Here is a 12729-nt window from a genome sequence, read left to right on the forward strand (position 1 = left end):
CTGGTACCCGCACACCAACCAGGTCGGCCAGACCGGCAAGAGCGTCTCGCCGCAGCTGTACATCGCCTCCGGCATCTCCGGCGCGATCCAGCACCGCGCCGGTATGCAGACCTCGAAGACGATCGTGGCGATCAACAAGGACGCCGAGGCCCCGATCTTCGACCTGGTCGACTACGGCATGGTCGGCGACCTCTTCGACGTCGTCCCGGCCCTGACCGAGGAGATCAACACCCGCAACAATCGGCCCTGACCTTTGAACGGTTGGTCGGTTCGTCCGGACCGCCATTTGGTTCTGCCGGGGCGGTCGCGGGCAGTCCGACAGGGTGACGGACATCGCGTTTGACCTCGTGCATCGGGAAGGCGGAGGCACAGCGCGATGAGCCGGAGTCGGACGCTCAGAGTGTGGCTCGCAGTTGGCTGACCGTGACGAAGTGGTAACCACGCGCCGTGAGCGTGCGCAGGATCTCCGGGACGGCGCCGACCGAGGTGGGGTGGATGTCGTGCATGAGGACGACCTCGTTGCGGCCGGCCTTGGTGATGACGGTCTGGGCGACCTTGCCGCTGTCGCGGTACTTCCAGTCCTCGGTGTCCACGTCCCACAGCACGGGAGAGAGCGTGGTCGCCGCGCGGACCGTGCTGTTGATCGCGCCGTAGGGCGGCCGGAAGAGCTTGGGCTCCTCGCCGGTGGCGGCCTTGATGGCGGCACTCGTACGGCTGAGCTGGGACTGGATCTGGGCGGTGCTGAGCCCGGTCAGGTCCGGGTGGCTCCAGGAGTGGTTGCCGACCTCGTGGCCGGCGGCGGCCTCGGCGCGTACGAGGTCGGGGTGGGCGGCGACGTTCTGGCCGACCGTGAAGAAGGTGGCGCGGGCCTTGTACTTGGCCAGGTACGTCAGCAGCTGCGAGGTCTCCGTGGCGGCGGGCCCGTCGTCGAACGTCAGGGCGATGCACTTGACCTTCGAGCAGTCGGTGTCGTCCTCGCCGGGGTGCTTGATGGTGGGGGCCGCGGGTTCGGTGGGGGTGGAAGCCGCGCCGAGGTCGAGGGTGCCGGCGGGGTCGGTGGTCTGCTGCTGCACGCGGCGGCCGAAGTCGGACAGCCACGGCGTGACCGTGGCCTTCGGCAGCGTGACCTTGTAGCGGCCTCCGGCCGGGACGCCGACCATGCCGCTGTCGAACTCGATCCGCAGACCACCGTCGGAGGTGAAGGCGAGGTCGTCCATCGCGCCGTACTGCGACTCGCTGTCGGCGAAGGCCCCGTCGAGCATCGAGGGGTCGATGCCCTCGCGGTTCTTCAGTGCCTTCTTCACCGCGGCGACGAACTGGGCCCGGGAGCCCTCCGCCACCAGGTCGAGGGCCTGGCGGCGCTGCTTGGCCTTCCCGTCGAACCAGTACGTCGTGGTCATCAGGCCGTCGCCGGCTTCGCCTATCCGGAGGGTGTTCAGCCGTACGCCCAGGACGTCGCCGGAGGCGACCAGGAAGTCGTGGCTGATGTTCAGCTGGAGGTGCTGGTCGAGGTCCTGGTCCTGCGATGTGCCGCCGCACTCGGCCGTGCCGCTGCCGTCCTCGCCGAGGAAACTCTGGCGGTTGCGGTCCACCTCGCGCTTCATGGCGGCGGTCATCGCGTCGGCACCGGGGACGGCCGGGTAGCTGGTGGCCCAAGGGCAGGAGCTGTCCTCGCTGCTGTCGTTGACGATCTGCAGACCCTTGATCCGCGACGGGTCGACACCGCCCTTGGCCGTGCCGCCGGATGAGGCGGAACTGGTGGCGGCCGCCGCCTTGTCGGCGCCTGACCCCGCGGTGGGGGACGAGTCGGTGCCGGAGGAGCAGCCCGTGGTCAGGGCGAGTACGCCGGCCAGGGCGAGGGAGGTGGCAGTGGTGGCCGTGGTGCGCTGGTGCATGTGGGGCAAGGTATGTCCTTGGTGGTTGCAGCTGTAGTGATGTACGGACATGAAGTAAGGCTGTGACGCGATAGTGACGGTCCGCTTTCACGCTTTTGTGGGGGGTATGGGGTAGTTGGTGACGCGGGAGAGAGGGCTGTTTTGTTCGGGTACGGCGGTTCAGCCCGCCCTGGAAGATGTGAATCCGGCCGGTGCGGTTCAGCTCGGATCGGGCGGGGTGGCTGCCGGTCGAGGGCTGAGGGGCATGTCCACGCCGCCGACGATTCCGTCCCGCCAGGGCCCGTGGCCTCGGCCCGCCGACCTGTATCCGGTGGCGGCGCGCCGGCCGCGGCCGGCGGTCGAGGCGCTGGGGCCGAAGACCGCCGCTCTCCTCCCGATGGACGGCTTCCATCTGTCCAACGCAGTGCTCCGCGTACAGGGCGCCACGACCGCAAGGGCGCCTGGGACACCTTCGACGCCGATGGCTACGTTCCCCTGATGTAGCGGCTCCGCTCTCGTGCCGAACCGGTTGTGTACGCAATCGGCTTCGATCGCGGCATCGAGGAGTCCATCGACTCTGCCCTGCCGGTGCCGCGCGCGTATGGTCCGGATCTTGGTCGGGAGCCGACCGGGGTCAGGGTGGGGGGCAGGGAGCGTCGCGAGAAGAGCCGTGGTTTGTGCAGCCGGAGGGGCCGGCCGCCCTCGCAGGGCGTGTGCCCAACGGCGAACCGGGAGGAGCGCATCAGGTGGACTCCTCCCGCTCCGGATTCCCCGTATCGCGCCCTGTGCTGCGGCCTCGCTCCGGGGATCGGGTGGGCGGGTCGCCGGATGGATCGCTCAGCGCTGGACGGGCATCGTCCAGCAGTTGGACGCGCTCGGTTTGCCCTCCAGGCGGTCGGTGAGCCAGGAGATCGCTGATCCTTGGTCGGTGATGAGCGGGGCGAGGTGGTTGGTGAGGATCCTGTCGCCGAGGTTGGGCAGGTCGACGGCCTCGTAGGTGACGTTGCCGTCCTTGCGGCACCAGTCCACGGCCAGTTGGCGGGCCTGACGGTGCGGCACGATGTCGTCCTGGACGCCGGTGGCTACACGGACCGGGCCGGCCGGCTTGAGCGTCCCGATGCGCTGCTCGTCGAGGACGGCCTGGGCGCGGGGTTCGGTGGCGATGATGTCGGCGACGGACTTGCCGCTGGTCGTCCAGGCGGTGCTCCGGGTGAAGCCGTAGCGGATGACCGCGTCGCCGACGCACATGGTCGACGTGTCGGCGAGGGCCTTGCGCCCGGCGTCGTTGAGGTTCGCCTCGGCGACGCTGCGCATTTCGGGGTAGGTCTGGGCGAAGCCGTTGATCGCCCAGCCCAGGGCGCTGACCAGAGCGCTCCCGTCGATCCCCTTCATGACGGCGGTCAGGTCGGCGGGCGGCGCGCCCGCGTAGGTGCCGGCCAGTTGGACGTCGGGCGCGTAGGTGGGCTGGAGTTCGGCGGCCGAGGCGGTGGCACCGCCGCCCTCGCTGTATCCGTACAGGCCGACGCGGGAGGCGGCGGTGAGGGACGTACCGGGGAGAGCGCGCGCCGCACGGACGGCGTCCAGCACCGCGTGCCCCTCGTCCACGCGGTTGACGTAGGTGTGCAGCCGGTCGGTGGCGCCCAGGCCGACGTAGTCGGTGACGACGACGGCCGCCCCGGTGGCCAGGAGACGGTAGATCGCCAGGTTGTCGTAGCCGATGGACAAGGTCTCCCCGCTGACGGTGAGCGGGTGTTCCAGGGCGTACGAGGGCGCGCACTGGTCGCCCTGGCCCATGGTCCCCGAGGCCACCGCCACCAGGGGGCGGGGCCCGTCGCCCTTCCACTGCGCCGACGGCTCGATGTAGGCGCCGGTCACCGCGACGGGGTGGCCGCTGGAGTCGGTGGACTTGTACATCAGGCGGGTGGCGGTGCCCGGCAGAGGGCGGCCGTCGAGGCCGGGCAGCGAGAGCCCCAGGGGGAGGTGCTCTTGCCGGATCAAGGTGCCGTTGGCGGCGGGCAGTTGGGCGGGCGGGGTGTAGAAGGCCGGGATGGTGACTCCCCGGGACACGACGGGTTCGGTGTCGGTCCCGGTGGCGTCGGCCTGGGGCACGCTGACGCCGGCGCACGCCACGGTGGCGATTGCGGCGGCGGTCAGGCGGTGGCGCGCGGAACGCGGACGGATTCTGTCGCGGCTCACAGCTCACTCCTCGCGTTGCTTCGTTGCAGGGTGCGCGAAAAACTAGCACTGTTAGTTAACCTCGGTAACACTCGCGTAAGTTACGCTCCGGTAACTGTTTGTCGGAGCGAGCGCACGGCTCGATGGCCGGTATCGACGAGAAGGCCGACTTCGAACCGACCGGCATCCCTGCGCCTGCACCGTCGGTGACACCGCCCCACCGGCCGCCCGGCCGGCTTCTCGATCGGTCACGTGCTCGGCGATCGGTTCGGCGGTCCGGTGGCCGGCCCCTGTCGTCGATGCCGGTGTCCCGGACCGCTTCCTCGAACCGGTGGGACGGGACGAGCGAGCCGCCGACGGGTTACCTCGCGATCGAGCCCTTGTAGCCCGACACCTGGGCGATCCAGGTGATGAAGTCGCCCGGGTCCTCGTCCGCGCCGTGGCCGGCGTCCCAGTAGTAGGACGTGCTGACGTCGTCACCCAGGTTCTTCAGGCGGGCGTGCAGGTTGCCGACGACCGAGAGCGAGGTGGCGGAGTCCAGGGCGCCGTTGCGGATCCATCAGTGCTTGGACCGCTTCTCGTTGACGTCCTCGACGAGGTGGTACATCGGGTTCATCATGTGCAGCTCGGCGGGGATGTCCTCGTCGAGGCGGGCGCTGCTGCCCTCCCCGTGCTGCAGGCTGAACAGCGTGAAGTGCCGGGCCGCGGTGGTGCCCGTGCCGAAGAGGTTCGTCTCGGGCGTGGACAGGTCGAAGGCGTCGAACACGGGCACGTCCTTCGAACGTGTCCCCCGGTGGGTGAGGAAGCCGGCCCAGGTGAAGGACGCCTTGCCGTCGGACCACGCGAGGGAGGTGTTCTCGGCCAGGTAGGTCTCCGGTCCGTGTCCGAGAGGGCCGCGAGGTACTTGGTCGCCGACGGCCCAGGGGGTCCGCACCAGGTACTCGTCGAGGTTGCGCGCGGTGAGGCGGCCGAATCCCTGCGCCGTCAGCTTCAGGGAGGCCAGGTGGTCGCCGTAGGCGGAGCGCAGCTCCCCGGACAGCGCCTCTAAGAAGGTCACCTCCCTCACTACGGTGCTGGTGACAGGCCCTCATCGGCCGTGAAGGTGCCGCTTTTGCACAAAGGTTGACGGACACGAAAAGCCGAGCCCGCGTGCCGGACGCCGCTGCGGCAGCGCTCAACGCGGCACGCCCCGGACAAGACTTGGACAACGCCTTGACGGCTGCCGTCAGCGCATTGGGCGAATGCATCGACCTGTTCACGGACGCGCCGGCGGAGGAAGAGAGAGAGCCTTGCGCTCGCTCACCGACACCATCGCCCGTCGTCGGCCTGAGATGACACTGCCGCTGCCCAGACGTCTCCTCCGCCCGCTACTGAGCCACACCGGCGACGCCCATCTGCCCCGTCTCGTGGCCACCCTTCAACAGCGGCCCATAGACGCAGACGAAGCCAGAAGACTGTCGGCGCCATGTCGGGACACCGCCCGCCCTGCTGCCCGAGCGGTGCCCCGACACGTTCCGGTCAGACGCGGCGGCGGGTGAAGCGCTGGTTGGGGTTGCCGCTGTAGGTGTACTGGGCGATGCGGGCGCCGTCGGCGGTCGAGTACTCCCAGACATCCATCGCCAGGCCGGACTCCCGGTTGACGAGGCTGATCACGCCACCACCGTGATCGACCACGCGCCACTGCTGGCTGGTGGCGCTGGTGCCGGCCTGTTGGACGACGTCCGCTCCGGTCGCGGTGCCGGTGGGCTGGAGGAACAGGCCACTGTGCGGTGCCTTGACGCGGACGTGGCCGTTACCGGCGTCGACGAACTCGAACTGCTGGTTGGGGCGACTGCTGGTGGTCCGCTGGACGAGTTGTGCGCCGGCGGCGGTGGAAGCCCCGTTGACCTCGGCGGCCTTGCCGCTGTGCTGGGCCAGCAGGGTGTAAAGGCCCGGACCGCCGGGCGAGTCGCCCAGTTGGGCTTCCCACCTGGTGTTGGACCCGGACGCGTCAGCCGGGAGGCGGTCCCGGGCTGCGGTGTCGCCGTACATGGTCCAGCGGGCCCAGTCGACGACGGTCCTCGGGAAGCGCTGGTCGCTCCAGAAGCTGGTGTGGCTGCCGCCGACGAAGGTGAGGAACGCCTTGGGCCAGGTGATCTCCGAGTACGCCTGCCGGGCCGAGGAGTACTGCGTGGTCGAGTCCCGGTCGCCGTGGACGAACAGGACCTTGGCCGAGACCGAGCTGGACGGGTTGCCCATGTCCACGCAGGACTGGGGGTTGGCGGAGATGATCCGGCTGTCGGGCCAGGAGGTCAGCAGACCGTGGGTGACCATGCCGCCCAGGGAGTGGCCCGAGACGCCGACGCCGATGCCGGTGTTGATGTGCCCGGCCAGCGGTCCGCTCGCGTTGAGCGCGAGGGTGTTGGTGAGGATCTGCGAGACGTCCTTGGAGGTGTTGCCGTTGTTGACGTCGGTGAAGTTGTGGTTGAAGTGCGGGGCAGGGACGATGAAGCCCGCAGAGGCCAGGGCCCGGATGATGAACAGCGAGTTCTGCGGGCTGCTTCCGTAGCCGTGGGTCATGTTGTAGACGGGGAAGACCCCGCCCGCGACCGGGGCGTCCGTCACCGGGTTGCCGCCGGCGGTGCCGGTCGCCGGGTAGTAGACGTAGGTGGTGCACGGGCGGGTGCCGCGGGTCCAGTTGTACCGGCGCACACCGACCGCGAACGGCGTGGTCGGCGCGGTGTCCAGTGGCCCGGCTGCGGCCCGTGCCTGGCCTGCCCCTAGCAGGGACAGGCCCACGCCCGTCGCTCCGGCCGCGCTCATGCTGAGGAAGGTCCGTCGTCGCAGGGTCATGGTGACTCCTTGGGTGCGGGGATGGATGGAGGGTTTGGCGTTCGGCTGGTCCCGTTGCCGGGTGCGTCCCGTCGGTGACAGAGGGCCAACAGGTCGACGGAGCGCACGGCGCAACAGTGGGTGTGGGTGCTCCTGCCAGCCGCGAGGGGCGGCAGGAGCGGCGTGCGGTTGGTCGGGCGCACCGGATGTCGGGGGGAGTGTGGCCCGTTCCGGTCCAACACGGCCTGGTTCGCCCAGGCAGGCTATGAGGTGGTCACGTCGTGTTCGCCGTGGCTGGGCATGACGTCGATGACCGCCGTGACCGGTCCTGTGCCGGTCGTCCCGGTGACTGTCACCTCACCCGGCCTGTCGGTCGCGCCAGGTGGCAACGGCTGCCAGCGGACGGGGACAGTGGTGATCTTGTTGTTGGCGGTGGTGAGCATGCGGATGGAGGAGGGCAGCTTCGGGGCGGCCCTCACCGTGGTGCCGGTGTAGATGGTGTCCTGGAGGATGTGCTTGGCGCGGCTGGCGTTGAAGACGTTGACGGACGCGTGCGGCTCCCACGTGTTCGCCAGTCCGGGCACGGCCCGGAACATGGGCTGGTAGCCGGCCGGCTCCCACACCAGGACACCTGAACCTCGGTTGTCGACCACGTCGTTGGCGGCCTGGAACACCCTCCGGATCGCGTCCGCCTGCCCCTGAATCGTTCGCGGGAAGGGTGAGTTGGGCAACGGCGAGCCGTCGCCGCCCGAGGCGGGGTAGGCGGTTTCGGCGATGTCGATTTCGTAGCCGGGGTAGGTGGTGGCCATGGTGTTCAGGTTGAGATCCAGTGCCTCGGGCGTACCGTGCCATTCCGGGTAGTACGAGATGGCCAGCACATCGGGGTTCTGGCCCTTTGCCTTCACCCGGGTGAGGAACTGATTCCAGAACTCCATGGTTTTGGCGAGCTTGTCCTTGTCGACGATCACGTGTATCTCGACCTTGGATGTCGGTGACGCGTCTCGGACGGCCTTGATCCCGGCCGCGGCCAGGGTGGTGAACCGGTCCCACGACTGGTCGTAGAGCTGCTGCTCCACCGGGTCGGTCGACCGCCAGTACTTCCACAGCAGGCCACCGCCGGGCTTGGACTGGTAGATATCGGCCTGGTCGACGAAATACGGCGGACTCGTCGTGCCGATGTGGGCCGCCTCGCTGCCGTACATGAAGCCATTGATGATCTCGTTGCCGACGGCCACCTTTCCCGGCGTGGTGCCCTGCCGGATCAACCGCTTCAGATAGTCGGCGGTGAAGTCGTACACGGCCTGGGACAGGTCCGCGAACTCCAGCTCGGCCCAGGCGCGTGGTTTTGGTTGCTTGCTCGGGTCCGCCCACGAGTCCGCGTAGTGGAAGTCGATCCCCAGGCCCATGCCCCGCTGCTTGATCCACTTGGCTGAGACCAGTGAGCGCTCCGGGCCCTGGCGCGGTATCGGCGTCGGTTGACCGGTGCTCTCGCTGCGCGGCTCGTTCCATATCCGCAGCCGGGTGTGCTGCATGCCACGATCCTTGGCCACGTCGAGCAGGTGTGGGCCGGCGCCGCGGTCTTCGGCCAGGGGGTCGACCCAGTACTGCTGGTCCTGGACGTCGTCCATCCAGGACAGATCGGCGCCGAGGGTGAGGTCGTCGCGCAGGTAGTTGAAGACCTGGAGCTCGCTGACACCTGCCCGGGCCCGGCCCGGCCCGCCTGTGAACGTCAGCCGGACGAAGCGCGTTCCCGGCCGGGTGAACAGGTGCACTTCCCCTCGCGACACGGCTCGGTTGTGGGATCTGTCGGCGATGGTCTTCCACCGGCGACCGTCGGACGAGGCCTCGACGACGTACCGGTGGGCCACGCCACGGTCCGGGAAGAGCACCTTGACCTTGCGCAGGTTGTCGTACGTTCCACCGAGGTCGACGGTGAGCCACTGACGGGCGCCGGCACTACCGGGTTGCCAGGATGTCGTCGGGTCGCCGTCGATGGCCAGACGGGCGTTCGACGAGCCGGTGGCGGCCGTCGCCGAGGCCCAGGGCTTGGCAGCGATATTGCTTTCGATCGGCTTGATGTCCGCGGTTCCGAAAGTCGCGTGGGCCGGCTTGGGCACCATGAGTAGATTCGCGGACACCATGGCGACCAACGTCGTCGTGACCGCGATGGCGCGGGGCAGACGCTTGCTGCTCATGTCCTTCTCCTGACGATGTGATGTACGTGCGGCATGGGCTGTTCCGTACGCTCTGCCGGTCGAGAAGACCGGCAGAGCACGGGATGTCAGCCGGCCGCGGCTCCGACATCGAGGTAGTCGACGTTGGGTAGTCCGGCTGCCGTGGTCGGATCCAACCGGATGGTGTTGCTGCCGGCGTTCAGCGAGACGGTCACGGTCTTGGTCGTCCACGTCGTCCACGCACCGGTGGACTCGAACGAAAGCGACCCTGCCGTGGCTCCGTTGACGACGAGGCTCGCCGGCCTCGCACCGGTGGTGGCGCCATTGGCGAACCGGATCCCCAGCGTCGCCGTACGGGCGGTCTCGGAGTTCACGGTGAACTCCGCGAAGGCCCCCACAGCGGGGTCGCCGTTGCAGAACCCGCTGCCGGAATAGCCGGCTTGATTCGAGTCGATCGTGCCCCGGCACTGCGCCGGAGCGGTCTCTGCCTCGTGACGCCCCGGAGGCGGTGGTGTGTCGGCAGAGGTCTTGACGAGTGAGAGCTGGTCGACGGTGACGCCGCCCGAACCCGACGCCCGCACGGTGACGGTGGCGGCCCCGCCGGGCAGCTCGACGCCGGTGAGCTCGCGCTTGGCCCAGCCGCTCGACGACGGGATGCCGAGGGTGCGTTGGCTGCCGTTGGCGCCGGTGATCACGACCTGTCCGGCGCTACCCCGAGCGTGCAGGGAGAGGGTGTAGGTGCCTGCGGGCACCGACGCGATCCGCTGCTCGACGCCGCCGCTGTTGCTCACCTGGAGGGCGAAGCGAGACCCGTTCACACCACCGTTGACGTTGGTCACCGAACCGCCGAGGTTCCGCCATCCCCGTACGCTGGAGACGATGATGCGGTCGGCCTGGATGTCGGGGTTGAGGATGTAGTTGTTCGCCGGCCCGACACGCCACTCTCCGGTCGTGACGTTGAACTGCCACTGGCTCACCGAGTGGAACTGCGGCCTCGCGCCGGACTTGGTGATCGGCACCCACTGGTTGTACCCGATGCCGTTCCAGGCGAAGTCGGCCCAGCGGTCGCCGGCGTAGATCACCGTGTTCTGCTTGGTGCCCTTGACCGTCACGAAGAACCCGGTCTGGGTCACGTGGCTGTAGTCCATCTCGGTGCCGGCAAGGACGTACTCGCTGCTGTACGAGCCCTGGACGTTGCTGCTGGTCGACTCATTGACGTAGTTGACCGAGGTGTTCCAGCCGTGCAGGTCCGACGCCGCGTGGTAGTACTTGCCGTCGAGCTTGAACATGGCGTTGCCCTCGCGACCGGCGCCGCGGCGGATCTCCACGCCCGGCTCGATCCGCAGCGAGTCGGACTCCCGGAACTTGGCCACGAAGCCGCGCGAGCGTCCTTCGCGGTTGGAGAAGATCAGGTAGTCCTTGCCGTCGTCGTCGGTGAAGACGGTCTGATCCCCGGTGCCGGTCGTGGGCGAGTTGGTGATCTGGGTCTGGAAGTAGCCGTAGTCGAAGGTGTCGGTGGGTGAGTCGCCCTGCAACAGCAGAACGCCGTGCCCGCCCCTGCCCGTGTGCCACATCTGCACGGCGAGCACGTACTTGCCGGTGTTCTCGTTGTACGAGACGCCGAGCCGCCCGACCCAGCCCGCACCACCCAGGTTGGCGCCGCTGCCCACGCCGGTGGAGCGCGTCGCGACCCGGTTCTCGAACTTCCAGTTCACCAGGTCCTTGGACGAGTACACGGGGATCGAGACGAAGCTGACGTTCCCGTCGTACTTCCTCGTCGGATTGGCCCGGTAGAGCTCGGCGCCGGTGTAGTGCACGCCGTACCAGTAGTAGGTGTCGCCGAACTTGAAGACCCCACCGCCCTGCGAATAGATGGGGTTGCCGCTGGTGTCGTTCCAGAAGGTGTTGTTCGTGATGGTCTGGAACGTGCCCTCGTCGGCGGCCTTCAGATCGGCGGCGGCGTCCATCAGGGCCGTCTTCGCCTCGGCGACCTCCGGCTTGGTGGCCGATGTGTCGTCGGCCACGGCGTCCGCGGAACGCAACGCCTTGGCGAAGGGTTTCCAGGAGCCGGCCGTGTACTTCGACGGAGTGCGGGTCTCGTACTCGGACACCAGGTACTTCAGACCGCGATCCGCCACCGGTCCGGCAGCGGCACCCTCGGCTTGGAGTTCCGTTGTCGATGTCTGCGCCGTCGATGTCTGTTGTGCCGGTGCCTGCGCCGACGCGGTGCCCGCCCAGACCGGCGCTGCCAAGGACACGGACAACAAGGCGGTCGCGGCCAACTTCCAGTGCTTCGAGACGACACGCATTCGGTATCTCAAGATGTCACCTTCCATCATTCTCGAAGGCGCCGAGATCCGGCGCACTTCCGCTGAAGGGCAGTCCCACGTCGGTGCCCTTGTCGATCAGGGCACTGTTCGCCGCGAGACGGAGGTGGGGCAGCACGGGCAGGCTCCCGTCGGTCTGGCGGGGCGCGTCCCAGCCGGACGTCGACACACTCTGGAACTGGGAGTTCGACAGGGGGACGCCGAGGTTCCAGGAGTTGTACGCGGCGTTCGTGCCGCTCATGTTCGACGTCGCCGTTCCGGTGTAGGCGATGTTGTTGCGCAGGTTGCCCCGGCCGACGGCGGCGCCGCGCGAGTCGATTCCCAGCATGTTGAAGTTGGGGTGGTTTCCGTAGCCGGTGTTGTTGAAGAAGTCGTTGGCCACCGGGTGGTGGTTGGCGTAGAAGCCGGCCGCCTTGTTGAGGAACGCCACCGAGGAGCGGACGGTGTGCTTCGGCGCGTTGGCCTCGTAGTCACCCCCGTAGCCGCCGGACTTGAAGCCGGCTCCGTTGCCTGAGGGCGTCGTCGTCCCCGGCACGTATCCGTTGCGCCAGGCCCACGAGTTCTCGATGGTCACGGGCGAGTAGGTGGAGATGAGGTCGAACCCGTCATCGGCGTTCCACCATGCGCGGCACCCCCGGAACACATTCGCCGCGCGGCCGGAAGGCGTGTAGTGCGCACCGAACCCGTCGGCGTTCTCGCCGGGCCCGTCGTTGCTGCGCAGGTCGTAGTTGTCATGAGCGTCCGAGTTGAGGACGAGGTTGCCGCCCCCGCCGCTGATGAACAGGCCGGTACCCATGTGGTGGTGGGTGTTGATCTGCTCGAAGACGTCGTTGCTGCCGGAGACCCAGATCCCCCAGGACTCGGCGTTGCGGTTGTTGTTCTGGGGAACACCCTTGACTTCCAGTCCTTTGAGGTGGATCCAGCTTCCGGTGACGTTGAAGCCCTTGATGCGGCAGTTGTCCGTCATCCGCGAGAAGTCGAAGACCGGTTTCTCGCCCGGCTGGGCCCAGTACCGGATCGGGTTGCCCGAGCTGCCGCTCTTGTTGAGGGTGATCGCGTCGACCTTGGCGGTCTGGCTCGAACAGGCGCTGTTCGCACGGGTGTAGGCGTAGGTGCCGCCCCGGAAGTAGACCGTGTCGCCCGCCTTGGCGACGGCCTGTGCACGGGCGACCGATGCCCACGGAGCGGCCTGCGTACCTGCTGCTCCGTCGTTCCCGTTCGGGGCGACGTAGTAGGTGTTTCCGGCCGCCGCGGCGCTCGCGGACGCCGAGCCGGGGGCCATGGCGACGGAACTCGCCGTGACCACCGAGAGCAGGAGGGCGGGGGTGCCGAACTTCGCGGTTCTCACAGCGTCATCTCCCGAGTCAG

At 68.4% G+C, this 12729-nt stretch carries 8 protein-coding genes; 1 reads left to right on the forward strand and 7 read right to left on the reverse strand.

The genetic code is table 11. The features are described 5' to 3' along the window. On the forward strand, positions 1-250 hold a 250-nt coding region (locus ADK36_RS37125; protein ID WP_048583971.1), incomplete at its 5' end, for an electron transfer flavoprotein subunit alpha/FixB family protein. A gap of 145 nt (positions 251-395) precedes the next feature. On the opposite strand, the gene ADK36_RS45535 is transcribed toward ADK36_RS37125, so the two are convergent. From ADK36_RS45535 to ADK36_RS37160, 7 genes are all read right to left on the reverse strand, one after another. After that, positions 396-1895, reverse strand: a complete 1500-nt coding sequence (locus tag ADK36_RS45535; RefSeq protein ID WP_063784550.1) for a polysaccharide deacetylase family protein — start codon at positions 1893-1895, stop codon at positions 396-398. 816 nt (positions 1896-2711) lie between these two features. Then, positions 2712-4028, reverse strand: a complete 1317-nt coding sequence (locus tag ADK36_RS37135; protein WP_425315487.1) for a lipase family protein — start codon at positions 4026-4028, stop codon at positions 2712-2714. Between the two features lie 580 nt (positions 4029-4608). Beyond that, positions 4609-5106 carry a hypothetical protein gene (locus tag ADK36_RS37140; protein WP_053200741.1) on the reverse strand — a complete coding sequence of 166 codons (498 nt, stop codon included), beginning with the start codon at positions 5104-5106 and terminating at the stop codon, positions 4609-4611. Between the two features lie 461 nt (positions 5107-5567). Then, the gene (locus ADK36_RS37145; RefSeq protein ID WP_053200742.1) at positions 5568-6881 is read right to left on the reverse strand and encodes an RICIN domain-containing protein; all 1314 of its coding nucleotides are present in this window, start codon (positions 6879-6881) and stop codon (positions 5568-5570) included. A gap of 242 nt (positions 6882-7123) precedes the next feature. Next, positions 7124-9055 (reverse strand): glycosyl hydrolase 53 family protein, encoded by a 1932-nt coding sequence (locus ADK36_RS37150; RefSeq protein ID WP_053200744.1) that lies wholly within the window; start codon positions 9053-9055, stop codon positions 7124-7126. A gap of 86 nt (positions 9056-9141) precedes the next feature. Further along, on the reverse strand, positions 9142-11343 hold the full coding sequence (locus tag ADK36_RS51685) for a family 43 glycosylhydrolase (RefSeq protein WP_425315488.1): 2202 nt from the start codon (positions 11341-11343) through the stop codon (positions 9142-9144). A 16-nt stretch (positions 11344-11359) separates the two neighbouring features. After that, a complete protein-coding gene (locus tag ADK36_RS37160) occupies positions 11360-12709 on the reverse strand; it encodes a right-handed parallel beta-helix repeat-containing protein (protein WP_107083825.1) in 1350 nt (449 codons plus the stop codon). Between the last annotated feature and the right edge of the window lie 20 nt (positions 12710-12729).

The organism is Streptomyces viridochromogenes (assembly GCF_001270495.1).
Lineage (GTDB): Bacteria > Actinomycetota > Actinomycetes > Streptomycetales > Streptomycetaceae > Streptomyces > Streptomyces viridochromogenes_A.